General features: G+C 38.9%; 25 protein-coding genes. 7 read left to right on the top strand and 18 right to left on the bottom strand.

Going from position 1 to position 25,131, the window contains the following annotated elements; all coding sequences use genetic code 11:
- Positions 1–14 precede the first annotated feature (14 nt).
- Genes AQ505_RS16660 through AQ505_RS16680 form a run of 5 tightly spaced genes read left to right on the top strand, consistent with a single transcriptional unit; the run spans position 15 to position 4,094 of the window.
- On the top strand, positions 15–1,505 hold the full coding sequence (locus AQ505_RS16660) for a phytoene desaturase family protein (protein ID WP_062549212.1): 1,491 nt from the start codon (positions 15–17) through the stop codon (positions 1,503–1,505).
- Complete coding sequence (locus tag AQ505_RS16665) at positions 1,502–2,338, top strand: phytoene/squalene synthase family protein (RefSeq protein WP_062549213.1); 837 nt, start codon at positions 1,502–1,504, stop codon at positions 2,336–2,338. The genes AQ505_RS16660 and AQ505_RS16665 overlap by 4 nt, the downstream gene beginning before the upstream one ends.
- Positions 2,339–2,393: 55 nt before the next feature.
- Positions 2,394–2,849, top strand: a complete 456-nt coding sequence (locus tag AQ505_RS16670; RefSeq protein WP_062549214.1) for a sterol desaturase family protein — start codon at positions 2,394–2,396, stop codon at positions 2,847–2,849.
- Positions 2,849–3,550, top strand: a complete 702-nt coding sequence (locus tag AQ505_RS16675; RefSeq protein ID WP_062549215.1) for a lycopene cyclase domain-containing protein — start codon at positions 2,849–2,851, stop codon at positions 3,548–3,550. The genes AQ505_RS16670 and AQ505_RS16675 overlap by 1 nt, the downstream gene beginning before the upstream one ends.
- Positions 3,540–4,094 (top strand): lipocalin family protein, encoded by a 555-nt coding sequence (locus tag AQ505_RS16680; protein ID WP_062549216.1) that lies wholly within the window; start codon positions 3,540–3,542, stop codon positions 4,092–4,094. The genes AQ505_RS16675 and AQ505_RS16680 overlap by 11 nt, the downstream gene beginning before the upstream one ends.
- 92 nt (positions 4,095–4,186) lie before the next feature.
- Here the strand turns inward: AQ505_RS16680 and AQ505_RS16685 are convergent, their stop codons facing one another.
- The 6 genes from AQ505_RS16685 to AQ505_RS16710 all read right to left on the bottom strand — a co-directional run bounded on the left by AQ505_RS16685 (position 4,187) and on the right by AQ505_RS16710 (position 15,244).
- Positions 4,187–4,537 carry an MmcQ/YjbR family DNA-binding protein gene (locus AQ505_RS16685; RefSeq protein ID WP_062549217.1) on the bottom strand — a complete coding sequence of 117 codons (351 nt, stop codon included), beginning with the start codon at positions 4,535–4,537 and terminating at the stop codon, positions 4,187–4,189.
- Between the two features lie 475 nt (positions 4,538–5,012).
- Positions 5,013–9,245, bottom strand: coding sequence for an NACHT domain-containing protein (locus AQ505_RS16690; protein ID WP_062549218.1), 4,233 nt, complete (start codon positions 9,243–9,245; stop codon positions 5,013–5,015).
- A gap of 338 nt (positions 9,246–9,583) precedes the next feature.
- Entirely contained in the window at positions 9,584–11,926 is a 2,343-nt protein-coding gene (locus AQ505_RS16695; protein ID WP_062549219.1) for an AAA family ATPase, read from the bottom strand.
- A complete protein-coding gene (locus tag AQ505_RS16700; RefSeq protein ID WP_062549220.1) occupies positions 11,923–12,111 on the bottom strand; it encodes a hypothetical protein in 189 nt (62 codons plus the stop codon). The genes AQ505_RS16695 and AQ505_RS16700 overlap by 4 nt, the downstream gene beginning before the upstream one ends.
- Before the next feature lie 140 nt (positions 12,112–12,251).
- The gene (locus AQ505_RS16705; RefSeq protein ID WP_062549221.1) at positions 12,252–14,564 is read right to left on the bottom strand and encodes a DEAD/DEAH box helicase; all 2,313 of its coding nucleotides are present in this window, start codon (positions 14,562–14,564) and stop codon (positions 12,252–12,254) included.
- Positions 14,561–15,244 (bottom strand): hypothetical protein, encoded by a 684-nt coding sequence (locus AQ505_RS16710; protein ID WP_062549222.1) that lies wholly within the window; start codon positions 15,242–15,244, stop codon positions 14,561–14,563. The genes AQ505_RS16705 and AQ505_RS16710 overlap by 4 nt, the downstream gene beginning before the upstream one ends.
- 448 nt (positions 15,245–15,692) lie before the next feature.
- On the opposite strand from AQ505_RS16710, the gene AQ505_RS27260 reads away from it, so the two are divergent.
- Positions 15,693–15,818, top strand: a complete 126-nt coding sequence (locus tag AQ505_RS27260; protein ID WP_335337968.1) for a hypothetical protein — start codon at positions 15,693–15,695, stop codon at positions 15,816–15,818.
- Between the two features lie 498 nt (positions 15,819–16,316).
- Here the strand turns inward: AQ505_RS27260 and AQ505_RS26965 are convergent, their stop codons facing one another.
- The 3 genes from AQ505_RS26965 to AQ505_RS16730 all read right to left on the bottom strand — a co-directional run bounded on the left by AQ505_RS26965 (position 16,317) and on the right by AQ505_RS16730 (position 17,585).
- Positions 16,317–16,559: a class I SAM-dependent methyltransferase gene (locus tag AQ505_RS26965; protein ID WP_231634910.1), complete on the bottom strand. Its 243-nt coding sequence runs from the start codon at positions 16,557–16,559 to the stop codon at positions 16,317–16,319.
- A 350-nt stretch (positions 16,560–16,909) separates the two neighbouring features.
- Positions 16,910–17,353: a hypothetical protein gene (locus tag AQ505_RS16725; protein WP_062549224.1), complete on the bottom strand. Its 444-nt coding sequence runs from the start codon at positions 17,351–17,353 to the stop codon at positions 16,910–16,912.
- A 4-nt stretch (positions 17,354–17,357) separates the two neighbouring features.
- Positions 17,358–17,585: a hypothetical protein gene (locus AQ505_RS16730; RefSeq protein WP_062549225.1), complete on the bottom strand. Its 228-nt coding sequence runs from the start codon at positions 17,583–17,585 to the stop codon at positions 17,358–17,360.
- Positions 17,586–18,006: 421 nt separating this feature from the next.
- On the opposite strand from AQ505_RS16730, the gene AQ505_RS16735 reads away from it, so the two are divergent.
- Positions 18,007–19,068 carry a hypothetical protein gene (locus tag AQ505_RS16735; protein WP_062549226.1) on the top strand — a complete coding sequence of 354 codons (1,062 nt, stop codon included), beginning with the start codon at positions 18,007–18,009 and terminating at the stop codon, positions 19,066–19,068.
- Here AQ505_RS16735 and AQ505_RS16740 read toward each other — a convergent pair.
- From AQ505_RS16740 to traJ, 9 genes are all read right to left on the bottom strand, one after another.
- Positions 19,053–19,436 carry a hypothetical protein gene (locus tag AQ505_RS16740; protein ID WP_062549227.1) on the bottom strand — a complete coding sequence of 128 codons (384 nt, stop codon included), beginning with the start codon at positions 19,434–19,436 and terminating at the stop codon, positions 19,053–19,055. The two genes, AQ505_RS16735 and AQ505_RS16740, sit on opposite strands and share 16 nt — an antisense overlap.
- A gap of 19 nt (positions 19,437–19,455) precedes the next feature.
- Entirely contained in the window at positions 19,456–19,812 is a 357-nt protein-coding gene (locus tag AQ505_RS16745; protein WP_062549228.1) for a hypothetical protein, read from the bottom strand.
- A gap of 102 nt (positions 19,813–19,914) precedes the next feature.
- Positions 19,915–20,388 (bottom strand): JAB domain-containing protein, encoded by a 474-nt coding sequence (locus AQ505_RS16750; protein ID WP_062549229.1) that lies wholly within the window; start codon positions 20,386–20,388, stop codon positions 19,915–19,917.
- 352 nt (positions 20,389–20,740) lie between these two features.
- Positions 20,741–20,917, bottom strand: coding sequence for a histone H1 (locus AQ505_RS16755; RefSeq protein WP_062549230.1), 177 nt, complete (start codon positions 20,915–20,917; stop codon positions 20,741–20,743).
- A 51-nt stretch (positions 20,918–20,968) separates the two neighbouring features.
- Complete coding sequence (locus tag AQ505_RS16760) at positions 20,969–21,958, bottom strand: hypothetical protein (protein ID WP_062549231.1); 990 nt, start codon at positions 21,956–21,958, stop codon at positions 20,969–20,971.
- A 12-nt stretch (positions 21,959–21,970) separates the two neighbouring features.
- Positions 21,971–23,023 carry a conjugative transposon protein TraM gene (gene traM / locus AQ505_RS16765; protein WP_062549232.1) on the bottom strand — a complete coding sequence of 351 codons (1,053 nt, stop codon included), beginning with the start codon at positions 23,021–23,023 and terminating at the stop codon, positions 21,971–21,973.
- A 10-nt stretch (positions 23,024–23,033) separates the two neighbouring features.
- Positions 23,034–23,276, bottom strand: coding sequence for a hypothetical protein (locus tag AQ505_RS26435; RefSeq protein ID WP_157262435.1), 243 nt, complete (start codon positions 23,274–23,276; stop codon positions 23,034–23,036).
- A 4-nt stretch (positions 23,277–23,280) separates the two neighbouring features.
- Positions 23,281–23,898, bottom strand: a complete 618-nt coding sequence (traK, locus tag AQ505_RS16770) for a conjugative transposon protein TraK (protein WP_062549233.1) — start codon at positions 23,896–23,898, stop codon at positions 23,281–23,283.
- A gap of 29 nt (positions 23,899–23,927) precedes the next feature.
- Positions 23,928–25,124, bottom strand: coding sequence for a conjugative transposon protein TraJ (gene traJ / locus AQ505_RS16775; RefSeq protein ID WP_062549234.1), 1,197 nt, complete (start codon positions 25,122–25,124; stop codon positions 23,928–23,930).
- Between the last annotated feature and the right edge of the window lie 7 nt (positions 25,125–25,131).

Consider the following 25,131-nt stretch of genomic DNA (forward strand, 5'->3'; position numbering starts at 1 on the left):
ATAACTTAATGTAAATGCCAAAATCAAAAAAAACTATAGCTATCATAGGTGCCGGGATTTCAGGTCTTTCAGCAGCCGCTTATGCCGCCCAGGCCGGTAATGAAGTACATGTTTATGAAAAGCATCCCCAAGCCGGTGGAAGAGCAAGACAATTCACAACAGAAAATGGGTACGTATTTGATATGGGCCCAAGCTGGTACTGGATGGCAGATATTATAAATAATTTCTTCCAGGATTTTGGTTACAAAGCCAGTGACTTTTATGAGCTTGTTTCCCTTAACCCCCAGTTCGAAATGGTATTTGATGATGGATTACTGTCAATTCCAGAATCATACCAGGATTTAAAGAAAATGTTTGAGCAGCTTGAACCGGGAGCAGCTGATCAACTTGATGCCTTCATGAGCGCCGCAAAGTACAAATACGAAGTTGGAATGCAGGATTTTGTAAACAAACCATGCTACAGCTGGATGGAGTTTGCCTCTGCTAAAATTGTCAGAAGCGCTTTAAAATTGGACCTGCTCTCCAATTTCAGAAGCTACGTCAGCAAATATTTCACACATCCCAAGCTAAAAACCTTAATGGAGTTTCCTGTTATTTTTCTAGGAGCATCTCCAGAAAACATTCCCGCACTTTATAGCTTAATGAACTATGGAGGATATGCATTGGGCACCTGGTACCCAATGGGAGGATTTTATCAGTTGGTGTTAGGGATGAAAAAAGTAGCAGAAAAACAAGGTGCAATTTTCCATTTTAATCAAAACGTAGAACAAATTGTTGCTGAAAAAGGAGTGGCCACAGGGATAGTCATCAATGGAGAGCTTAAGAAATTTGATGCCATTATTGCATCATCAGATTACCACCACACCGAAACACTGTTAAACAGTGAATTTCGTAACTATGACCAAAAATATTGGAAGAGTCGAACATTTGCTCCCTCTTGTCTGATTTACTATTTAGGATTTAAACAAAGGATCCCAAATCTAAAACATCACACCCTATTCTTTGAAAATGATCTCGATGAGCATATTAAAAGTATTTACCAAGAAAAGAAATGGCCTGAAAAACCACTGTTCTATACCTGCTGTCCGTCCCAAACCGATCCCAATGTAGCGCCCGAAGGACATGAAAACATTTTCCTGCTCATGCCACTGGCAACAGGCATTCATGACCAGGAGAATATCCGTGAGCAATATTTTCAGGAAATGATTCAGCGATTGGAAAAACACACCGGGGTAAAAGATTTATTATCAAACCTAAATTATAAACGAAGCTATTGTGTAAATGATTTTATCAGCGATTACAATGCATACGCAGGCAATGCCTATGGGCTGGCAAATACCTTATCGCAAACAGCAGTTTTGAAACCAACGATTAAAAACAAGCACTTGTCTAACTTGTTTTATACAGGACAACTGACCGTTCCCGGGCCTGGCGTCCCCCCATCAATTATCTCCGGTAAAATTGTAGCAAAAGAAGTAAATAAGCTTAAACAAAAAAAAGCGTGAAAAAATTATTTGATGAATTAGCCTTTCAGGTAAGCAAAGCAGTTACCCTGAAATATAGCACCAGTTTTTCATTGGGAATACTGGCGCTAAATCCTTCGATCCGTCCTGCCATATATGCAATCTATGGTTATGTGCGACTGGCCGACGAAATTGTAGACAGCTTTCACGATTATGATAAAAATAGCCTGTTGCAACGTTTCAAAGCAGAAACCTGGACCGCCCTGGAAGAAGGTATCTCCCTTAACCCAATTTTACAATCCTTTCAGGATACAGTCAATAATTATGCAATAGACAAAATCCTGATAGAACAGTTTTTACACAGCATGCAAATGGATTTACAGCAAATAGATTACAATTCTGAACTGTATAACCAATATGTACTAGGTTCTGCAGAAGTAGTAGGACTAATGTGTCTACAAGTATTTGTGGAAGGCAATAAAGAAAACTTCGATCGGCTAAAACCCTATGCGATGAAATTAGGCTCCGCATTTCAAAAAATAAACTTTCTACGCGACCTAAAAGAAGACTACCAAATATTGGGCCGCACCTACTTCCCTAACATTGACATGAAAACATTCAACAACACCATCAAATTAGAAATTGAAAATGAGATCGAACAAGAATTTAAAGAAGCATTGATTGGAATAAAAAAACTGCCACCTTCTTCAAAATTTGGCGTTTACCTGGCATATAAATATTACATATCCTTATTTAAAAAAATAAAGAGTACGCCAGCAGAAAAAATAATGAACCAAAGAATACGTATTCCAAACGGAAAAAAGTTTTCCCTGGCAATGAGTAGCTATGTACAATACAAGATGGCCATCCTATAAAAAGATAATTTTTGAAGATATGTCACTATTTATATAATCCGTAAAAACACTAAACATGAATTACCTTATCCTAATGATAACATTTGTGATGATGGAAGGAGCCACCTGGTTCATACATAAGTATATCATGCATGGTCTTCTATGGGGATTGCACCATGACCATCACGACCACAGTACTGAGGGCCCATTCGAAAAAAACGACTACTTCTTTGTAATTTTTGCCTTACCAGCAATTGCGCTGATCTATTTTGGTTCGTTAAAAGATTTCAATTACCTGTTTTACATAGGCCTGGCAATTACCCTTTATGGGATGGCCTATTTCTTTGTACATGACATATTTATTCACCAACGCATTAAATATTTAGCAGACACCCAAAACCCCTACCTACTGGCCATTCGCAGGGCCCACAAACAACACCATAAACACCTGGGCAAAGAAAAAGGGGAATGCTTTGGATTTTTATACGTACCCATGAAATATTTCAAAATGTATTATAAAAAAGCAAAGTGATGAAACCCTATACCTACCTTTTAATCAATTTGCTCAGCATCAGTATTTGTTTTATTTTTTCATACGACAGCAGAATCCAGTTCAACAAACAATTCCCTGCCTTTATAAAAGCGAGCATTTTAGTCGCAATTCCATTTATCGCATGGGATATATGGTTTACCGCACATCAGATATGGTGGTTCAATACAGATTATACTACAGGATTGATTCTTTTGGGACTGCCAATTGAAGAATGGCTTTTCTTTATCTGTATACCATTTTCATGTGTATTCACCTATTTCTGCCTGGATAAATTCTTCAATCTCGCCTGGCTCAGTGCCTTTAACAACATCATTGTTTTTGTGAGTATCATCACATGCACAGTTATAGCACTAATACATTACCACAAAACCTACACCCTTGTAACAGCTATAGTCACGGCAACAACTCTAATATACCTGCATTTTATAGTAAGAGCACACTGGATCAGCCAAGCCTCTTTTGTGTTCACCATACTAATGCTTGGATTCTTCCCAGTTAACGGTGTACTGACCGGTACTGGCCTGGAGTCTCCGATAGTGAATTACAATCCGAAAAGTTTTTTAAATATACGAATCCTTACAATACCAATAGAAGATGCCGTATACGGATACTCACAGTTTCTACTCAACATCTATTTATTTAAGAAATTTCAAAAGCCCGTAAATAATTATGAAAAATAAACACTCCATCCCTAGCATCCTTACAATTGCAGCAATCGCAGTATTAAGCTCCTGTGCATCCATGCCTAAAAAAGCAAAACCCGTAGCAGATTTTCAAGTAAAACGCTATTTAGGCACCTGGTATGAAATTGCCCGATTCGACTTTCGTTTTGAAAAAAATCTAGATAATACAACCGCACAATACAGTCTAAAGGAAAATGGAACTGTAAAAGTGCTAAACAGCGGGTATAATTATAAAACAAAAAAATGGAAATCAGCAACAGGAACTGCCAAATTCAGAGGCGATGAACACATCGCTGCATTAAAAGTAAGTTTTTTCGGGCCATTTTATGCAGGGTACAATGTAATAGCGATTAACAGTAATTATCAATACGCCCTAGTTGCTGGAAAAAGTTTAGACTACCTCTGGATCTTATCTCGGGAAAAAAGCATCCCGGATGAAGTAAAAAACAACTATCTTAAGATTGCCAGAGACCTAGGATACGACACAACCAGATTAATATGGGTGAAACAAGATCAAAAGAATCCCAACCTTTCTGAATAAAGACCAAGGAGTATTTTGTTAGAGTTGAAAAACTCCATATACTCCAGCTTCGCAGGGTAAAACCAGCATTTTAAGCCAGCTTAAAAAAGCCACTATATATTTTTCTTCAAAATACTTTCAGCCACAAGCCTGTAAGAGTCCGCGACTAGCGTTTGAATTAATTCCCAGGACACATCGCCATTCAACCCAACACTTACCCAGTGCTTCTGGCTCAAGTTAAAAGGCTTATCTACACCCTTAAGTTCCCTAAGCCCATCAATGAGCTTAGGATCACATTTTAATGTACAACTATCAAACTTATTGAGATCCAATAAGCAAAACATCTTCTTACCAACATAAAACACGAGAATTGACCTAGAATTTTTAAAGAAACCCTCAAAAGGCATACCTTCTCGCGTATTCGGGAAAGACAAACAGAAATCTCTAAACTCTTCTACATTCATATATAATTAAGATCATATCTATCAGCAAATGCTGACCATAAAGGTACAATGTATCGCCAGATAACTATAATTTAAGGGCAAAAGCAATGCATTTTTTTGCATAAATATAATAATCGTTTCTTTGATGGATGCTATTTCTATAACAAGACAAGTCTCCTCAGTAGATCAAAATGTCATTTATATTTTTTTTCTTAGCATATATCCAAAAATATGGGCAAAACAAATCCACATAGCTCATTAACAAAAAGCTACTTACTTGTCATTACTTGTCGCAAGTATGTGGTAATTATCATCGATTATTTCCCACCAATACAAAAATCACAACTCGCTAATAACAATGTGTTATAAAAAATAATTGACACTTCAGCAACAAAATAAGCGTCGGTGGTTATCTCTCTCATGATGTTGACAACTTTGTCTAATTCGCTACTACATGATTCCGTTTTCACCCATTCGGCAACTAGTAAAATTGTCTCTACATCAGATCATACTTGTATTTCTGCAACATTTCCACGGCCTGTCCTAATTTATATGGTTTCGAGAGGTGCATCGATGTCACATTGTCGATGTCTCTCTTGAATCCATTTAGGTAGAAAATATCGTCATGGTCCTTCCAGATAAATTTCATAGATAAAAAATCATTAAGAATAGATAAGCATAATTCTTCATCATGCGCCTTAGCTATTGAAAGCAGTGTTTCTGTGGCCATCCTGATTGCTGAGGTTGTAGTACGATCATAAACACCTTTACCGGCGAAGCCCAAAATATGGGCATCTATGATATTCAAAAGGATTGGGACAGCATCTTTATTGGAGTAGGATTCCCAAGACTTACCATAACCACTAATAACATGCTCATTTTCAACTACCTTTTTTTGCATCTTTTGGTACACCAATGCGAAAGCAATCTTACTATTGCATTTAATAAGCATCGAAATAATGGCCGATTCTTTAAGTACCCCTTCACTTATTAAAATAGAATGATTCGCTGAAAGGAACAACTCCACTTGGCTTGTCTCTCCGTTTTTGTCTAATTGATCAAGTAAAAAAGGGATAAAATGCGAGTGTCGCTTGTCCAGACCAAACTCCAGTAAAAGTATTTCTAAAAATGGGGTATCGTTCTCGAAAAAAAGCTTAATCATTTCCCGAGGATAATAACTGTTGCCAATGGTCAGCTCAGAAATAATTTCCCGTTTGAGCCTGTCATTATAAACCGGAACTTTAAGCCCTTCGTCCTGTATGTATTGATAAAGAAAAAACTGGCCGGACACTGATAGGTTCTCATCCTCGAGGAGAGATATAATAAACGGGTGTAATCTCTGTTCTGGAACTACCCCTTCTATGTAATCCAGATTTAACTTATCATCGTCGGCGCTTTCCCAAATCATGTTGAGCAACAACTCTGGATTTAGTGACTTAAACTTAAAATACTTCTGGAAACCGAAAATTAGTCTGGCGGTATGTTGACCAGTGTGCCTCTGATCATCGGGAAAACCATTATAAAAGTCAAAAGCTTTTTGCTGGTTAATTAAGCACCATGTCTCTATTTCCTGCTTTTGAACGTCGCCCACTATTACCCTGGCGCTATCACTTTTGGGAAGGCTATTTTGAATATCCTCAAACCGGTCAAGTTCGTACACATCTAAAACAGTTAATAGGTCATTCCTATGCAAACCCTTTCCGACTTCGTAACCCTTGTAGATAATTTCACTTAAGAGCTGTTTGGAATACGAATTTATGCTCTTAAGCAAAGGGATTTTTTTATAGTAAACCTCTGAGAAAGCCTCCATTCTTTTGTAAGAAAGTACCTGAACGCCATGGTAGTCATAGATTTTTTCCATATCTATAATAAGAGCTTGCTTGTTAAATTTCATATCAAAATCCGCTTGTTCCCTACCACGGTTAAATGTAATTTCTTTTTCTCGCTCTGCTTTATCGAATAATACCTCAAAACGATAAGTAGTTCTGTTTAGGACAAGCGATTGAAATTGAATACCTAGATCGATATCATCAGCACTTGTAATGTTTCGCAGCGACTTGATGAAGTCTCCTTCCAACTTTCCGGAATTATAGGTATCGATGATATTATCCATAAGGTGATCATTTAAAATGGCCGCAAGAAAATGAGCGACCATAAAACCTTTGGAAGCGTAGTTGAGTAACCGACCTGCGATAAGTTCTTCCAGATGGCATTCTTTTACTAGGTTTACTAGCAGATCATCCTCGAAATGCCTAATTTTATCTCCCGACACAGCGCCGGTTATCACTTTCGTTAATTTATCCCTAATATCATTGATGTTGATTTTAAACACGGCAGTGATATGAACATAAAATGCATTGATGTCCTTTTCCCTAAGCTCATAATTCTTATGTCTCTCAATGAGGTAGTAGAAAATCCGCATCAGTAGTACTGGATCTTTAACCTTACAGAAAAGATCGAATATTCTTTCTTTTGTAGAAACTACTGATCCATATTTTGAACGATGATTCCATGGCTTTTCTTTAATTGCCTTGCTCAAAATTTCCAGCACATAATCAATATATTGGTCAAGATCCGTTTCATTTATACTATCCAGAATTGGCCTGACAATTTCCCGCTGATCAAAATCTCTAAGTTCATCAATTATAAAAGTCGCAATTGCTGGCTTGTGAGCCCCTTGATTACCAAGAACAAGCTTAAGGAGATCTTCCATCAGGTAAATCATTTCATCCGGATTTTCAATAAATTCCCGCACAAGTTGTTTACAGATGTCCTCTAGCCTTTCTGGAAATTTTTGAGTTAACGACATTTCTCTGAGTAGAGATGACGCGGACATCCTTGCCCTTACATGCAAAGAAGAATCCCCAAGCTTATCAAAAAGATACTGCACATTTATTTCTGTATTGCCAAGGGCTCCAATTGCAGATATATTCGAGAGCCATAAGCTTTGCTCTATACTGGTGTTCTGGAATATAGTTTGAAGTGCACTATTTTTGATGCCTTCTGGAATGTTTCCGGGATCAGCGGAAAACACCAGTTCAAGATCATATTTCATTAACCAGTCGACAAGCTGTGAATATGTAGAAGCGTCGAAAGACATATTCAGCAGAAAAGAGAGCACGTTATGCCAGCTCGGATGAACCTTCTTAATGTCACTTCCAATACTGATCAGTTCTATGATACTCTCAAAAGATAACAAAGACAGGCTTCTGGCAGTGAGGAATTCCTGTATATTCTTATGCTCGAAACTCCAAGCACCAGAAGAACTCTGTTCCAAAAAGGGATTTTTAGAGCAATCCCACCCATCTTGCAGAATGGTTCTAACCTCCTTTTCTTTGAGTTCAGAACGCTGCATCACTTCCATGGCGATCGCCAACTCATTTGCAATTTGAAGTTGTTGCGACTTGCTAAACTTCATATCATTTCTATTTTTCTCTATAAAGTCCTCTTCAAGTCTTAGACTAATATAGGACTCAATAAGCTTCGGCCTGGAGATGACAACGTCAGGATTGATCATAAGGCTCTTACCAATCATTTCTAGATAAAATGGATTTTGGATAATATCTCTGAACCGCCAAAAATCGAATTCCTTTAGTCCGATCAGATCGATACTAAATTTGTTATACAAAAAGCGAACTGCTCCACCTTCGGACACCCCGTTTAGGAAATATGGCTCAAGATTTTCTATTACCTTGATGTATTTTAGATAAATATTGGTTCGGCAGCTGACTACGAACTTAATCGAGCCTTCATCTAAATACTGTCTTTTTTCAGAGGAAAACCTCCTGAGTTTATTGGTGAAATCTGCTATATCGTAAATCTCGTCGATACCGTCCAAAATAACTACCAATGAACCTATATTCTGAAAATTATCAGGTAAAAGATCCTCGATTGACATTCCAGAATTAAAGTCCCTTAGTCTTTCATATTTCGGAATATGCATACTTAGCTCCCTATTTTCCCACAGTTCAACCGCAAAATCCTTCAACTCACTGGTCTTCCCATAGCCGGGATTTCCCAGTAGGACCACACCCCATTTAGAAGAAGTCAGGACGTCAATTAAAAATTTCTGTTCATTCTCTTCCCATTGGTAAACATCCTCCTCATTTTCAGACCTCAGCGTCCTTTTGATGTGATGCCGATCCTTAACAATATCGCCGATAAAGAGATGTCTGTGAGATTCATCGATGACTATTTTTTTAAGATTTTTATCGGAAAAGAGCAGCTTTTCAAACTTAGCTAATAACCGTTGCCTACGTTCATCTTCTACAGGTTCAGTCTCAAGTTTATAAATTGGTTGATAAAGTTCTGGATATAAAGAGAAGTATTCCTTTACGAAAGCATTGGGTGTAAGAAATTCTACTGGACAAGTATCTGAAAGCACTTCATAAAAGCCCGCTAGTTTTAGATCCTCGTTAGGATTAGAAAAATCCCTATAAGGCGAAATAAATAATAACAGGTCTATCTTTTTATGGGTGGAAATTATATGTGGGATTTTCTCCATTGCATCAGCATGATTCAGCTGCGAAGAATAATCCTTGCATTCGACGTAAATACAGAGGTGCCGAAAATATTTGTCAACGACAACGACAGCATTGTCATAACCATCCTGTGTGCCAGAATTTTGGTTCCTGGACCTAACTACTTCGTAGCCTAATTCTTCTAAAATGTTCTCTAAAAATAACTTGGCAAGCCTTTCGAAATCTGCTCCCTTTTTAATTGCGCACATTGACAGTTGTTGATATATATCGGTTATAATCGCAAATATAACATATAACAACCATGTGATGTAATCACAAAGTTAGCGGTTTTTGAAAGTTCTTCGTATGCATAAAATTAACCTTTATATTTATTGGTATGTTTACAAGAAGAGAAAAACACATAAAACAAATGATGATTGATGCATTCAATCATCATTTAATTGAACGCGACACCGAGAGAGATACAAATGAGGACTTGGGCTTCATTTATAACGAGTTGAGTCCATTCACAGTTGCAGTTATTGTCACTGAGATTTGATCCTAAAATGAATTCACAATATTCGTATTAGTAATACTAATCCATCTGTTAAACAGCCGGTTCAGATAGAGGGAAAAGGCGAATAGAACCGGAGCTTGTTTCAAAATAGGAACCCGATTTATCTTTCTCCGGAAAATTGCCCTTTTCGGGGCATACCAAGTGTTCAGTAAATTCATAGACCAATGTTCCAAATTCCATAACATCGTTATCTGAAACCATCGATCCGTCAAAGTTAAAATGCGCACCGACTTGATTTCTTATTGCTGCAAGTTTCTTCAGCGAGTCCAATAGAGGTTTGAGGTCTTGTTCCCGGCTCACTACCGAGTAATCATATTTTCCAAGGTCATTCTTCTCAAACCGTTGAACCTTGAGGACCTTTTGGAGCCTGCCGGAAATGCAATCAAGCAACTCCCTGAGCACATACTCATTCCGTGGTTTCCTCGGAACCTTACAATGGTATTTAATGGAAATGAAATCAAGTACATTTTCTAGAACAGTGCCTGCAAGACTAGAGATCCTTTGCCTGTCAAAATCACTGCTATCAAGTGCTTTTTTTAGCTCCTCCAAATCAATCTTACCATTTTGCATTCTAATACCAGTGTTGATATTCCAGTTTCTAAGTTCAACAAAATGGACATCATGCGATGGCGCTCTGCTAAATCTGTACCTGTCTTTCCAGGGACGATAGTGTGTTGTAATCAAGATGTGTGCAAAGAAACTCACCTGATCATGGAGCAAGTCAATAAACCTGTCCAGATGAGTCTCATCAACCGACATGACTACATCATCGAGAATAAGAACGGTGTCTTTATCATTATACTTTTTCGCGAGCGCCAGGAAAATACAAATTCCCAATGTATCTAGATGTGATTCGCTATATACTGACTGAGGCGTAATGGACTCCTCAGAATAAAAATCAGCATTTAGTTCGATCGAATTTTTTACATTGGCTTTTAGGAAAAGTTTAATGCCCCCTAAACTTTCGCCGGGATGCATTTTTTGATATAAGGTCTCTACATCAGAAGAAATGGACGCCAACTCACCGTCGATAAAATCTTTCCTGCACTTTTCTACAATGGTTAGTGCATTTTCAGCAGCATTAGCTAATTTCTCAGCCTTTCCGCTTTCCTTTGTACTGCTAACTAAGGCATTAAACTGCTGTTTGATAAGATTATGTTGATTTTTAGACTTTTCAATCTTGTCACTCTCACTTTTAAAATCAAGCATCTTAAGATTGATTTCCGATCCTTTTATATTTAATGACTTGTATTTTTCATTATTGGTAGAAAGTACCTCAATTCCTGTCAAGACTGTTAAAAGTTTATCAACTGGATCTAATAGTGCTTTAATGGATGGGATAAAAACATCAAGGTCTTCAATAAATGAGTCTATTTGCGTCTTCAGCGTTGCTTCAGTTTGTTCCCTAACCTTTTTTAAATCTGCAAGTGATTTTTGAGCAGACTGAAATTCTTTCATTTTTGCAATCTTATCACTAAGGGATGTCAGGAGTTCTTCCTTAATGATACCCTGATCACATACCGGGCACTGGTCCAATTTTCCCTTACCTGAGATGTATGAATTAGCTTCAGTTAACACTTGTAATATGCTGAAATCTGCCAGTGGATTCGCCTTATTAAGTTCTTCAATTTTAATGACCGCCGCCTTCTCCTTAGCCAGATCTACATTATATTTAACCACGGTTTTTTTTACTTCATCCCGTTTTGATACCACATTATTCCAGTCCTTTATGAGTTGGAGGATTTTATTTTGTCGTTCAATAAGCTTCGAAATATCTTTATCAGACTCACTTTTTGCCCATAGTTTCCAGGTGGTCATTGGACTGCCCTCTGCTTTCCAGGTATTTTCAAGTACGGTTATGGCCGCGGTAATGGTTGTCTTTAATTTTTGAAATGTTTCAGATGTTATTTTTTTTGCTTTTCGTAACTCTTCCTCGCACTTCATGATCTCGGCTACATCAATATAATCTTTAAGAACTTCGTATCTTTTGCCTGGTTCCGAATCAATGAGGTGTATTATATGACTTCTTCTTAAGTGTCTAACACTTGGTGCGCCGCTTTCAGGAGTTTTTAAAAATGTAGAACCAGAGGAGTTTAACTTGGCTACAAAAGTCCCTTTGTCGGTATTAAGTTTTAATGAAACCTCATTTGCTGCACATCCTAAAGACTTAATGAAGCCTTTATCCGCGGAGGATTTGTCCCTAATAGAGCCAAGATTGTCAGTGCATAATGCAATCATTGCATCCGCGATACTCGACTTACCATTTCCATTTTCACCAAAGATCATGGTAATGCTTTTAGCTGGGTTGAATTCCAGCTTTAAAGGCTGTGTAGCTCCCCGGAATTTGTTAATTTCAAGCGTTTTCAGTTTCATTCGGTGGGGTCGAGAGCTTTAATTTTTTTATCAAATGCGGCGATCCAGAACTTTTCTGACATTTTCCCATCCATTAACAATTGTTGAATTTGCGGAACATTGACATCCAGAATTAATTCATTGGACAATAGCTCAGCAATAATTTTTTCAGCAAGTGTTTGATTTGGATTTCCTGATTGCAGCATAGAATTTAATTTATTACCTCAAAGGTAATCAATCTAAAACAGACGACGTAAACTATTGATAACTAAAATAATGAACATCTCTTACACATTTCAATACTTCGTCAAATTACACTCTCCTGCTTAAATATGCACCAATCATACTAGTCATTACGGACAAATCTGATGACCGATGCTTTTTGAACCTCAGGGACAGTTTCAATCGAACTTGCAAAAACAATCTGCTCCTCGCTGATTGATTCAATATGTTCGCTCAATACTTCAATATCCTCAAAGGACATTCCATATCTAAGCATCCAGATGGTTCTATCATTATCGGTACCAAACTTAATGTACATGGCAAGCTTGACGCCCCTTTGATCATCGTATTTCCCTGCATATCTGGTGAAAGCAGCGTAAAAGATATCACTCAACTTAAAACCGATGAGCTTGTCGATATAATCGTATGTATCATACATGATTAGGTCATAGGATACATCAGCTGCTTTTGTTCCTTTTTGCAAAAGGCTAAAGGAATAAAGATTCTTATTGGGTAGATCATGGTAACCCATGACGAATGCTGCTGGCAATTGATTCGCCAATTCGGGTGCCTTTCTTAATTTCCGACGCTCATGGGATTTGCTAGCATAAGAATAGCGGTACCAGCAGATCTGTTTGAAAGTCTTGCCATAAACCCTCCAAAAGATGATCTTAATCGCTGTATTAAGCACAGAGTTTTCTCCGTCCTCAAGTGGCCTACTTAAAAAGAGGGAATATAAATCCCTAAAATAAGCGTAAAAAGAAAGCCTGAAGTCCAGATCCCCACTGATTTTCTCCAATGATATAAGCTCTCCATTAACAAAAACCGCATTTAGAATCAGTTCAATAATACCATCGATACTATCGGTCGAAAGCTTTTCCAGATCCTTTTCGGTAAGATTGAACTCATCTGAATAGGTTCCTTCGAGAATTGCCTGCTTGAAATCGTTATATTCTTCATCGTGCTGCTCATCCTTTTCCAGTGCGGAAACATTATCCAAAATCTCGTCCTTTAACATAATGCCTCTGAAAGTAGACATCCTTTGAGGAGAATTCACCACCACAAATCCATAATCAAACTTTGGCTCCCGGGACGATCTTCCCGCCCTTCCTATAAGGTTTTTTACCGCAAGCGGCTTACTTCCCTCCAGTCGGTCTAAATAGACCAGATCAAACGGCATATTGATCCCCTGCTCTAGCGTGGAAGTAGCGAAACAGATTCGACAAAATCCGTCTTTGGTAAATTTTTCGATAATCAGCCTTGTCTGAAGTGGTAGGGAGCCATGATGAATCACAATGCCGCGTTTAAGCAGGTCGAGCATTTGGGAATAGTGTTCATTATTGATTTCTGTTTCCCCTCCAGTATATTCCTTCAAGGATTGCAGATAAGTTGCGGCCTGGGCGGCGGGCATAACTGGGCAAAGATCGACATACCGCTGGAATTCGGCTAGGAATTTCCCATTTAGTATTTTTGACTTGGGGATGTAAATTAAAACGGACCCCCCATTGGACAGCACCTTCTCTAAGGGATCAAAATTCGATAACACCTTCGTCTTCCCCATGATTTCGGTATTTACACCGAAATGATGAAATTTTCCTGGTCCATCGTGGCACATGAACATTTGTCCAACGTTTTTTTGCACATACTGGATTGATTTGGAACTGCGCTCATCGAAATGATTTTTCTCGATTTGAGATTCGGGATTTTTTACGAACGGGTGTGCAAACACAAAAATGGCATCTTCGAAAGCTTTCATACAGCGCCTAACGATGCTGTCAAAATAGAGACCTCTTTTTGAATCTTCACTGCTTAGCTGAGCTTCATCGAATAGAAAGAGACCAATTTGGAACTCATCCTTTAACTTGAAGAGTTCGCGACACCGTTCAGGAGTAACGATGAAGATGTTTTTTTTGGCATGTTTGGTATTGATCTTATCAATGAAGGTCAAGATATTTACGCTTTTATCTTGTATCCCTTGGGAAAGGGTCAGGTAATACTCATTGATCAATGCCCTTGAGGGGACGACTACTACAACATCATTTGTACTCTGGGAAATTTGCTTCATGAACACATAAGATTTCCCAGTACTGGTAGGTGCTGAGAAACTAAAACATTTATGTCCGGCAATACCTTTTATGATATCAGCCTGTACGGGTGTATATTTATCGTGAAAAGTGTCTTGGATATACTTTCTATATTGTGTGAAGATAACCTCCTCCAGGCTGTTGGTTTCGGTTGGCTTATAAAAGACAGCCATGTAATTTAAAATGGCAACCTTATATTGCTCAAATTCTGCCGGACGGAAACAAGCCAGATGAGAGAGGATTTCCATATCGGTAATTGAGGTCGGTCCGTTTCTATATAGATTTGCAATTACGTATTTAAAGAGCGAATCCACGTTGCCGTCACTCTTAATCTGTTTTATGACGTCCTTCATATGTTTACTGCTACACAAATCAGTTCCCGAAATGCGCTTGCGGCCACATAATGGGTGTTAGCTTTGATATTTTCAATTAGTTGGGCCGTGGGGATTTTCTTCGCGGAAAATGCGGAAATATACCCTTTATGACCATTGACAAAATTTTTTTTGGAATTTTCACAGCAGAAGCGGTCAATATCGGGAAGATCACTATTGTCCTGTTTTATGTCGATAAATTCTACGATTTGTTTCAAGGATTCTCCATAGGAATTGTCCCTTGCGCTATACTTAGCTTCCCCAAAAAGTAATATTTCCTGAAGGTTTCTGGTATAAAAGTCAAACCCGTGGTTTTTCACGGATTTTTCTTTGAAGAGCTCTGCCAGGGGGATATTTAGGTATTTCATATTTTCGACAATGGTCACTCTGGCCAATTCAGATACAACATATTCACCCGAACTGCTCGTCACAGCGTCGTCGGTGGATTTGATAATGTTCTTGGCGATGTATGTAACAGATTCATCAGCGCGTTGCTGGTAGCTGCCTGCAAGATAGCCAAGATCAAAGTTGTGTATCCAAGCCATATCTGAAAGTGATTGAAGTATCTCTTTAAGAGTTATTTCAATGTCGATCGGTTCTACCCTGAAAAAAGTAATATGGGTATCCAATTGCTGATGATCAACTATAGTATATCCTGTCATGGCGATTAACTAATTTAGATGGTGAGTTTGCGTACTATAGTACAAAGTACAAATTTTATTGGTGAATTAGGAGATTGCCGGTTTTATCCCTAACCTGACTCACCAGGCTGCATAAACCAAAAACTTGCTCCTTATACTTCGACTCTGTCAAAACCGATCTGCCCGCCGTGTCTTTTGATTAAAGGTCGCCGCATAAATACACCCTGTTTTTGTCGTAAATAACCCCAGCGTATTTCCCTTACAACAGGCATCTTTACAATGAATAACCCAGTTTGAATTAAAACATAACTATGAAGCAATTAATCCCTGAATCAACTTCAATGGAAACACTCAAGAAGCATTCAATTTTTATAAATCAGTTTTTGGCGGAGAGTTCACAAAGCTCATCCTTTTCAAGGACTTAGCAAGCGATGAATTTCAGGTACCGGAAAATGAAGCCGATAAAATCATGCATATTTCCCTGTCTATAGAGAGGAACACCGTATTGATAGCCAATGATGTTCCGGAGTTTATGGGACGGGTAGATGAAAACGAAAACAAGTCTAAAATATCAATTGGTGCAGAAAGCCGTTAAGAGGCAGATAGCATTTTCAACGGGCTACCGGCAGGAGGTAAAGTCGAAGGCCCCATTGGTGACAGTCCCTGGGGTACATATGCCAGAATGTTTAGAGACAAGTATGGAATTGAATGGATCGTGGAATTTGACCCAAATGACCACTAACAAAACTAACATCAAAAGGCCATTACGAACGTGTGAAAGGAAGCTTCCTTACCCAATCGTAGCAACTCAATGATCTGCAAAATAAAATCAGGATGATTTCGTTTGGCGCACGCACCAGATAGTCATACAACTCAGGTTCTGAACATTGGTGGTTTTGATGCTCGTGAAGTCCTCCGCCAATCTTTTTAGTCAGCCGGAGCAGCATCTCCTAGTTGGCCAGAAAGCGTTCCGACCCATCAGGCAGGATATACCTGACATTTCCGATAAATCTCACTAAGGATTCAATACCGATTTCAGAAGACAGCCGGCAGAAAAAATATCCTCCTGGGTTGAGCATATTCCACATGGAATTCAGCATCGCTTCGAAATGATTGGGTTTTCCGCAAAATGTAATACCGCGCTGCTGATCACGAGGTCAAAAGTGGTAGCAGCAAAGGGCAACTCCTCTACAGCTGCTACCTTAAAACTCTCTGCCGGATCCACCTGAGGAAATGACGTGGCCAACCTTCTCAACTGTGCGATTGCTTCCGCATTTTGGTCAACCCCAAAAACATTCGCCCCGCTTTTCAAAAGTTCCAGTTCCGCAACCGGCATCTAAAATCTTATGGCAATCATCATACGTGCCCTTTAGCAACTGGTCGAATAATGAAAATCGGTATTTCCGAAAGTTTCCTGAATGTGCTGCTTTTTCATCCCCGGGCAAAGATAGCCACAAGTCCGCTTACAGCGAATATTACTGCGCATTTATATTCGGTTGCTAGCCGTACAAACCATGAAACCCAAGGTCTAGCTGTTGTGTGTTAGGATAAATTAATCATGAATTGTGCAAATAAAAAACCCACTCGAACGGAGTGAGGTTAGCAACTTGAATTTCTAGCTACCCAAGATAGCCAAACTTGAATCACATGGAGAAGCAATTGAAGTTTTTGAACAGCCTTAAGCTACTATAATATGGGAATCATTCCTAACGATAGTAAGTCGTCCCCGTGTTTTAACCGAAAATCTGGGTCGCTAAAATGGCCGTGATAAAAAGTCGGAATGACTTTGGGCCTGCCGTAACCTATACTACCTGCAATTCTAGGAAGCATAATCTGCACCGAAGCATGCCTGAGCGGCTTTTTTGCTTTTGCAGGATAATCGAATATCACGGTCATCAGAACATCAGTTTCCGTGGTTTTTATAATAATTTCGGTAAGCCAGTCCATTTCTTTTGGGTCTCCTCCCATCATCCTAAGCTTTTCATGTGAGCGTTCATCGGCAAGGGCCATCGCCAATTCATGAAAATCTGGCCATATTAACCCTGAAAAATGTTCATTGACCGCAATGGGCGCATAAACGCCTTCACCAAGAATATCGCTGGACGGAAGTCTTAACGGTAGGTTGTCCAAGGTTTTAAGGCTGCTCAACGAAAGGTGTTGGAGTGTGTAGAATGATGATTTCTACATCCTTTAGATTGCCAATGGGACATTTTTTGTCGGCAAGCAGCGCTGCACGCGACGAATAGCCGAAATAAGCCGCCACAATTTCATGTGCATGTGAGGATTTTAACTGGATTCCGTAATTGTTTTGGGTGAAGGTGCGCAAGGAATCAACGCAAGCTTTTGTAATTTCAAGCATCATAGCAATTAGAGTTAAAGCCGGGCTTTCTACTCGTCGTGAGTGTTTAAGGACAACCATGCCAGCTGTTTAACTAAATTTGCTGTTTGACTTGTAAATTATTGATTTAACCTAACATTTTCAGCCACTCACAACTGGGGCGCTAGATTCCTTACCCGAAAGTAAAAATAATAATTTAAAAAACAAGCAAAATAATTTAAAACCGACATACTGTTTATTACGGTAACAATTCGCTTTTAGCGGATTTCACGAAATGTTTGGCCACTGCTCCTTACAGCATATCTGTTAAACTCAATAGCCAAACTAGATGGTAAGATATTCACTATTTCTCTTTAACTGGAATATTGGTGTGAACAAGGTGATCCCAACAATACTGAATCTTTGTTAAATTGCATTGAAATCACCAAAAGTCAATACTTTCAGTATGGGATATATCAAGTACATTAGCGATGAAAATGCAAAAAAACTTCTTGGTAAGCGGTTTCCCCTTGGATTAAAGCGGGTAATTAAATTGCTTGATCAATATCTCAACGTTCTCGATGATAATGGAGATTCTTTGCCTGGCCAACTCTTGTTTCATAATATCTCAAAAAGTAGAAACTGGTCAATTAGTGAGTTTGCGAAGATAGATGCCGACATGGTTTTGGAATTGGACACTGCCAGCAAACGGTTAAATATTGATCTTCGGGACTACCGTGTTCATTCTGAATTTGCAAGAGAATATGAAGAAAGACGTGTAGTGCTACATATACTCTTAAAGGATTCCCACAAAACAACTTGGGCAATCTACCTCCCACTCCAAAGTCTGATAATTGGCTTTGGCGACCCAATGCTCGGCTACCATTGTTATGGTCATGGAATATCCTTCTTGGATGAACATGGAGAATTAAAAGAAGAAAACGAAGTTTTTTACTGCGGAATAACGAAGCGAGGCTGGTTAATACGTATGACAGAACATTTTCGTGAAATCAAAGGAGATAGCAAAAAAACATTCCACAAGCTTTGGCGTGAATATCTTGGCAATTCAAATGTTCTATTGAACTCTGAATTAATCGCTCTAAATCATAGTTACGAAACAGCGATGAATTGGGAAGAATGGGTTGTAGAAAAGTACATGGCAAAAAATAAATCATTGAATATGATTCCAGGAGGCTTTGCCGGTTTAAAAAGATTTTCCAGCCAAAATCATTCGCATTCAGAGAACGAAATTTCAATTGTTTTAGGTCAGTCTTCATTTTTGTCCTTTGCAAATCGGTCGTACCAAGGGTTGAAAAACCCAATGATTGAAAAACTGTGGCGTGACGACAGGTATTATGCAAAGGTGATAGGAAAAAGAAATAACACTTTTTCAACATCTGAATTACTGGAGATCAGGCAGATGGCCAAAAAGGGATATGATGTAAAGCAGATTGGAAACCAACTGGGTATCATTGCTCCAAAACGTATCAGAAATGTTCTTAGCGGAAAGACCTATAGCAGAATGTAGTTCCTGATTGCACCCAATGAATTACCATTTTCGTCGATAACAGCGAAGGTCTCTCTTGTACCTGGCTCGTAAACAATGGTAACGGTCTGTTGTTTTCCATCAATAAACAGTTCCATACTTAGCAGTTCAATTGATGGTATATTCAATTCAACAAGTATTTCCTTGCTCTCCCCTTCTTTAGATAGATATATTGAAATATAATCCTCAGTCGGAAAATGATCAGGCAATATATCCTCCAAAATCCCTGCAAATTCAGTTAAATCTGTATCCGAAGTGACTATGATTGAATAAACATTATAAGGAGTGCCGCTAACATCTAAGATGATTTCAGCAAAACTTTCTTTTAGAATATCAACCAAGGATCCCATATTCTAATTTACTAAATTTTTAGCTTCTAATTATTCCTTTTTTCTGGTAATAATCGATAGCCTTTTTACTAAAGGCCTCCAACTTCGCTTCTAAATCTTCTTCAACTACACGATTTTTTTCTTTAAGCCTGTGAAGCTGTTTATGGCCAGCCTCAATACCGCCAATAGGATCGCGGATAACTACGTTTTCCAATATCAGGGTAATTCTATGGTTGGTATATTCTTCCTTCTTGAACTCCTGATAAAACTCCTCTGGCGTGTACCATTTTCCTGTTTCTTTACTATATAGCCAAAAACCACACCTTATTGCTTCCTTATATAAAGGAAGCAAACTGGTAAAACTCCCCTTCTGCTGACCAAAATGACTAATCCCCATAACACCACAAAATTACTAAAAATATTAGTAATCAAAATCCTATTCAAATTTAATACTAGAATAGATCTTCTTTCTAGTATTATGGATTTAGATTGGGTTCAATTAAATCAACCCTTCATCAGCAAAAGAATAATAACCATTATCAGGAGTAAGAATCAAATGATCCAAAATCCTTAGGTCAAGATATTTTCCAATTTCAATTAACTTATTGGTGATAGTGATATCCTGAGAACTTGGATCAAGATTACCCGAAGGATGGCAATGTGCAAGGATAATTGCGCTGGCACTTGCTTTTAAGGCCACTCCAAAAATCAGTTTAGCATCTACAACAACTGCCGAAACCCCTCCTGTTCCTACATTAAAATAGCCCAGAACCCTGTTGTTATAGTTCAATAGCAAAATCTTAAATTCTTCTCGAAGGGCAATTGTATTCTTATCCCAGCAATTATAAAGTGCCTTATACCCGTCCATTGAAGAAGTAATTTGTGGTCTTTCATACGCTTTAAATTTAGGCAGGTAACTGATTTTTATTTCTGCAATTTTTGATAGGTCGTTTTGAATTTTCAGAGTTTCCATAATTTCAGATTTTTAAAGATTTAATTATGGAAGCCTTTCTCCAGCGGCTGGCATCAAGGGCAAAGTGGAGATTCAAAAAATGTGGAGGTTCCCGAAGGGATACACATTTTTTGAATACTACTTTGGCGCAGCGCACCCATATGCTCAGCACGCTGGAGAACTTCGCTGAATAATTAATTCTTTGAAAATCATTATGACACTAAATTTCAAACCCTAAAATGAGCCAAAATTCAAACCCTTAATTGCATAAAAAAAGCCATACCCAAAAGGATATGGCCCAGAAACACATTTAATAACCCAGGCAATATGCGTTAATGCTGGATAAATGTATTTCCTTTCCCCTATTATTTAATTACTTGTTATTCTTTATTGCTGTGACTTCCTTACGTTGCTGATTAGCAAGAACTCTCAAAGCTAACATTCCTTTTCTAAGTCTAGTGCCTGCTGCTGAATTTCCTCTGTTATAAAATTTATCCGCATCAACTTCGATTTGAGAGATAAGTGTTTTAATCTGTTTAAAATTTTCCATGGTAATTAAGTATTAATGTGAAAAATGATGAATTGTTAAGCCTAAAGCCACTTATCTCGAAAGTTCCTGACCTGTTGAAAGCTCCTTATCTTTCGACTGCCCCACTTTCATGTCGAAAGTGTTTTCTTTGGCCTGAACTTTCTCAAACTGATTACGCTTTTCAAGCTTGCCATCCATTGTGAAAAAATTAAGATTCCCATACCGTGGAACGGCTTCCAGTTGCAATTTAACCTCCTTCCCGTCTTTAACCGTAGAGATTAGCGCACGATTACCGTTCTTCAGCTCAGCTTCTAATTTTTGTCTTTGTGAAGGATCATCTAATTCTTTGATTCTGTATTCGTTCAGTACATGTTTTAAATCATAACCATACTGGGGATCCATAAACTGCTGCATTTGAAAATTACCTCGATCATCTTTACCCTTCTCCAGATCTAACTTCACCCATGCCTTATAAGATTCTCCACTGTTATACTTTACCAAATCATCTCTGTAAACCGACCTTCCCTGAATCAGATTCGCTGATTGCTGTGCAGTGAAGCCCCTGCCCTTATCTACCCATATATTCTGCGTTACAGGTTTATAGAAATAGGCGTTTCTAAACTCTTTGCTAACAAAGTTCACCTTACCATTTTCCTTATTGGAATATATATTTCGATGTTTGGGATCCTTTCCAACAGAAAGTTCAGCAGTCCCAGTTTGCGATTTGAAATGATCAATCGCCTCGGTCAGATTTTCAATTCTCTTGACTGTGTTCTTTCCATCCGCTCCAGCTACAATGACCATGTATTTCTCACCTTCTTCAAGACCTTTACCTTTATTATGAGCCACCTCATAGCGATTCAGGTAGTAATAATCCGATTGGCCAGATTGCTTGAAGTGCAAAGTGAAGTCAACCTGTCCCTTATCCGCAGCAATGCTATCATTAAGATGAAACTGCGGAATATCATTTCTCATTTGTTCTTCCATGAGCACCTGCAGCTTATCACTAAATCCCAGGGCTTTCATTTCTTGTTTCAAATTCTCCAGATTGTTTAAATTCATGGCGCGTTTTTATTAATTAAAATTCTGTTGATTGGATTTATTATTACGTAGCAACACCGGCTGGCCTGCTTCCAGCTTGACCTTTATCCTCCGTACTTTTTTAGAAAAGAGGTTTTTCGCAGTGTTGATCCCAGCGCCAGCAGCTTGCAGGCCAATGGACTGATCTATATTCAAAAACTGCATGCTCTGCAAGGCATTATCTGTACCCCCAGAGACTGCATCCCCAAATACCACTTCAGGCGCATTAATTCCCTCCATACCATCTAGCGAGTAAACAGTCAGATCAACGGGAACTATAGAAGTTCCAAGCCTGATATTTTTAATGTTTAGCAATAACCTTTGGTTCATCAATTGGCAAATACCGTAAATCGAATGCCCTTTGAAAAACAGTTGACCAGCAAGGGTCACACTGTCCTGTAAAACAAGCTTAATGGTTGCTCCTTGCACTACTTTTTGGTGATTTGCAATGATGGCTGGAATAGCCCTGAACAAGCTATCGGATTTTAACGATTTCGTCTGCTCCAGTCGTTGTTGAACACGGCCAGGATGCTGGATATCTAAAATCCCTTGTAACATTCCATTCAATTGCTCCATTTCAGGATCAGCAGTTTTATTCTCCTGCATGGATTTCATGAGTCCCTCCAACCGGTCAACATCCCCTTTTAAAGGATCTTGTTGCATTTTTGGGCTTCCTAAAACCAAAGGCTCCTCTTTCCTATTCAATTCCCTATCCAGTAAAGACAGCTTCTGGGTAATGGCTATTGTCTGAGGATCTTCCTGAATTCCTTTAAAACCTAATCGCCCAGCTACAGATTGAAGTCCATAATCTTTAATTTTCACAGAATCCCTGTCGGACTGCTGATAATAACCATACTTATCCTGTGGCTGCTCGCGGGTGAAAGCAGCATCAGGTAAGTCCCTATTGATGCCCTTTTTTACCAATTGCTTTTCCTTCTCGGCATCCCTGATAAAAAACAGGTAATACCCCAACCCTAGCAGGGGGAAAACAATCAGCGGAAGAAAGAGTAGGATCTTCCGCTTTGTTACCTTTTGTTTTGTGTTCATATGTAAATGATTAAAATGGGTTAAAAAGATTCATTAAAGCCTTTGTCAACAAGTAGGTACAGTAAACAGTGAATACCAATAGAATCGACAATAAAGCGTAGATCCAATAGTTCCTGAAACGACCCTTAAGTTTATGATTCACTGCATCAGCAATACTCCGCTGAAATACGTGTATTTTCTTGGCTATACGAGGCTTAATTAAGTCAGGACGAACTGGAATAATGCTTTTGCGAATTGGTTTAGAAAATCTCATAGCCTTAAAGGTTTAAGGGTACATCCAAATTACTGATCGTCTCCCAGCGTTGGATTAGAAAACCATGTGGATTGTTATCAGTCTGGCTTTTTAAGTCCCTGACCTCCCCTGTTGTAACCAGGTTTCGTACAACCGTACTACTGGAACGAATCAACTTTTGAGTAGCGTAACACCTAAATTGATATGGGTATGCATTTAAGTCAAGTGCTATACTATCTACCTCAATTTCCTGACTAATATTAGCTGAAATCAAATTGCTGTAATAACCAGATTCTTTAAGGTTGTCATATTGTTTCTTTGCCGATTCATCCGCCAGATAAAGCGCTTTTGTCATGTTGGACAGAATGGCCTTTTCATCAGGATCCATGCTAAAAAAATACTGATGAAAAGTTTTGATGTGGTCGCGTAATTCTACGGGGATATTCGTTTTCCTATCTGCTGCAATGGCCTCCAGCACCTTCCCATTATACAAGATATGTATTCTATTCTGCGCCTTATTGGCAAACTCATAACTTTTATAAATGCCAAAACAAAGGATGAGCACATTGGCCAGGATCAGATAAATACTAAACCTTTTGATGTGCTGAAATGCCGTATCGATATTTTTAAACTGTGTAAACATGAGGTATGGATTTGGTGAAAGAATGATAGTTATTTGCCCGAGAGCTTATCCCGAAAATAATCCTGACCGGATCCTTCTGCCATCCCGTACGCGGTGTTGCGATGGCCATCTCCGTTTCGGTCAGCGACCATCCCTCCTGATTTTCCTTTTGAGGCGGCTATTCCGCTCACCGTCCCAATCGCTGCAGCTCCAGTGCTCACTACCATAGAATTGACTTTACTCAACATCGAATTACCTCCGCCTGCATGTACCACGTAATTGGCTACCGTTGGCACAGAGAAATAACCCAGGATTCCAATGATCATAAATATCAAATAAGCGGTATCTGTACTGGAGAAAAAGGTATCCCCATTCTGCTGAACCTCTGAAATATCAAGTTTCAACATGTTCTGCTGGATTTTTCCCAGAATGGCACCAAAAATATTGGCGATTGGCAACCATAGAAAAATGTTGATGTACCTGGCGATCCAAACCGTTAATGTATGCTGCAAACCATCGTAGACTGCTAAACCTAAAACAATAGGCCCAAGTATGGCAAGGACAATCAGAAAAAAGGTTCTCATGGTATTGATACAAAGTGCTGCAGCCTGATAAAGCAATTCCAACACCTCAGAAATAAACTGCTTAAAGCCGTGTCGCATTTTATAATCCTGCCGATCAGCCCAGAACTTGATGTCATTTCCAATACTTTCCATCCAGCCTTCATCAGTTCCGGAGGTTTTGTTAGGATGACTGAGTTTATACCATTTTGCCCTATCACCTCCCCCATCTGTGCCCACATAAGCCTTCCAATTGTCTGTTTTCTTCAATTCCAATTCCTTCTTTTTCAGCAAAGCCTTTATCGCGGAATCAGAATTCAGTTTCATTGCTGATGTTCCGGCAACAGTTACACTGAGCACACCGTTCATTACACTCAGCAGTACAGGAAACAATAAAATAGCAAGACCAAGCGTAAAAGGACGCAACAAAGGATATACATCCACAGGTTCGGCAGAGGCAATCTGCCTCCAGACCCTACTGGCGATATACCACAGGGCCCCAAAGCCAGCTACTGATCTACCTAGACCAATCATATCCGAACAAAGCGGAATCATTTCCGCATATACCTTATCTAACACAGATTGCAATCCACCTAGATAGCCTGCAGCTCCCTGAGCAAAGACTCCGGTAGGAAATCCGAAAATTCCCAGCAGAATTAATAAACAAAAAAATGTTCTTGTATGCATAAAATAG

The sequence above is a fragment of the Pedobacter sp. PACM 27299 genome (assembly GCF_001412655.1).
Lineage (GTDB): Bacteria > Bacteroidota > Bacteroidia > Sphingobacteriales > Sphingobacteriaceae > Pedobacter.

Excerpts from the sequence above, each read along its gene's own strand:
- AQ505_RS16660 (WP_062549212.1), top strand. The coding sequence starts at position 15 with ATGCCAAAATCAAAAAAAACTATAGCTATCATAGGTGCCGGGATTTCA.
- AQ505_RS16670 (WP_062549214.1), top strand. The coding sequence starts at position 2,394 with ATGAATTACCTTATCCTAATGATAACATTTGTGATGATGGAAGGAGCC.
- AQ505_RS16675 (WP_062549215.1), top strand. The coding sequence starts at position 2,849 with ATGAAACCCTATACCTACCTTTTAATCAATTTGCTCAGCATCAGTATT.
- AQ505_RS16680 (WP_062549216.1), top strand. The coding sequence starts at position 3,540 with ATGAAAAATAAACACTCCATCCCTAGCATCCTTACAATTGCAGCAATC.
- AQ505_RS16685 (WP_062549217.1), bottom strand. The coding sequence starts at position 4,537 with ATGAATGTAGAAGAGTTTAGAGATTTCTGTTTGTCTTTCCCGAATACG.
- AQ505_RS16690 (WP_062549218.1), bottom strand. The coding sequence starts at position 9,245 with ATGTGCGCAATTAAAAAGGGAGCAGATTTCGAAAGGCTTGCCAAGTTA.
- AQ505_RS16695 (WP_062549219.1), bottom strand. The coding sequence starts at position 11,926 with ATGAAACTGAAAACGCTTGAAATTAACAAATTCCGGGGAGCTACACAG.
- AQ505_RS16700 (WP_062549220.1), bottom strand. The coding sequence starts at position 12,111 with ATGCTGCAATCAGGAAATCCAAATCAAACACTTGCTGAAAAAATTATT.
- AQ505_RS16705 (WP_062549221.1), bottom strand. The coding sequence starts at position 14,564 with ATGAAGGACGTCATAAAACAGATTAAGAGTGACGGCAACGTGGATTCG.
- AQ505_RS16710 (WP_062549222.1), bottom strand. The coding sequence starts at position 15,244 with ATGACAGGATATACTATAGTTGATCATCAGCAATTGGATACCCATATT.
- AQ505_RS27260 (WP_335337968.1), top strand. The coding sequence starts at position 15,693 with ATGCATATTTCCCTGTCTATAGAGAGGAACACCGTATTGATAGCCAAT.
- AQ505_RS26965 (WP_231634910.1), bottom strand. The coding sequence starts at position 16,559 with ATGCCGGTTGCGGAACTGGAACTTTTGAAAAGCGGGGCGAATGTTTTT.
- AQ505_RS16730 (WP_062549225.1), bottom strand. The coding sequence starts at position 17,585 with ATGATGCTTGAAATTACAAAAGCTTGCGTTGATTCCTTGCGCACCTTC.
- AQ505_RS16735 (WP_062549226.1), top strand. The coding sequence starts at position 18,007 with ATGGGATATATCAAGTACATTAGCGATGAAAATGCAAAAAAACTTCTT.
- AQ505_RS16740 (WP_062549227.1), bottom strand. The coding sequence starts at position 19,436 with ATGGGATCCTTGGTTGATATTCTAAAAGAAAGTTTTGCTGAAATCATC.
- AQ505_RS16745 (WP_062549228.1), bottom strand. The coding sequence starts at position 19,812 with ATGGGGATTAGTCATTTTGGTCAGCAGAAGGGGAGTTTTACCAGTTTG.
- AQ505_RS16750 (WP_062549229.1), bottom strand. The coding sequence starts at position 20,388 with ATGGAAACTCTGAAAATTCAAAACGACCTATCAAAAATTGCAGAAATA.
- AQ505_RS16755 (WP_062549230.1), bottom strand. The coding sequence starts at position 20,917 with ATGGAAAATTTTAAACAGATTAAAACACTTATCTCTCAAATCGAAGTT.
- AQ505_RS16760 (WP_062549231.1), bottom strand. The coding sequence starts at position 21,958 with ATGAATTTAAACAATCTGGAGAATTTGAAACAAGAAATGAAAGCCCTG.
- traM (WP_062549232.1), bottom strand. The coding sequence starts at position 23,023 with ATGAACACAAAACAAAAGGTAACAAAGCGGAAGATCCTACTCTTTCTT.
- AQ505_RS26435 (WP_157262435.1), bottom strand. The coding sequence starts at position 23,276 with ATGAGATTTTCTAAACCAATTCGCAAAAGCATTATTCCAGTTCGTCCT.
- traK (WP_062549233.1), bottom strand. The coding sequence starts at position 23,898 with ATGTTTACACAGTTTAAAAATATCGATACGGCATTTCAGCACATCAAA.
- traJ (WP_062549234.1), bottom strand. The coding sequence starts at position 25,124 with ATGCATACAAGAACATTTTTTTGTTTATTAATTCTGCTGGGAATTTTC.